General features: G+C 59.7%; 1 pseudogene. It reads right to left on the reverse strand.

Going from position 1 to position 278, the window contains the following annotated elements:
- Positions 1-123: 123 nt before the first annotated feature.
- A pseudogene (locus EN857_RS34485) lies at positions 124-278 on the reverse strand (lytic transglycosylase domain-containing protein); the annotation flags it as partial.

Genomic DNA, 278 nt, shown 5'->3' on the forward strand with positions numbered 1-278 from the left:
CCGGCCCCGACGACGATATATTTGAAATCAGGCATGTCATGCTCCGTATCAGCTTTGCTTCTGACTACAGCATGACGGGTGGGAGCGGAATCGCTTTTCGCAATTTCTCAGACGATGGAGGCCTCAGCCGGCCAGCAGCGCCTGCACCTTGCCGCAATAACGCTTGGAGACCGGGTTCATGCGGGTAGCGCCATGGCCGGCATTGTACCGCAGGATCGTGCTGCAAACCTGACCGCCGCCCAGCTGATGCGCCGTCGCCAGATATTGCATGCCCCAGC

This window comes from Mesorhizobium sp. M4B.F.Ca.ET.214.01.1.1 (assembly GCF_004791545.1).
In the GTDB taxonomy this organism is placed as follows: Bacteria; Pseudomonadota; Alphaproteobacteria; order Rhizobiales; family Rhizobiaceae; genus Mesorhizobium; species Mesorhizobium abyssinicae.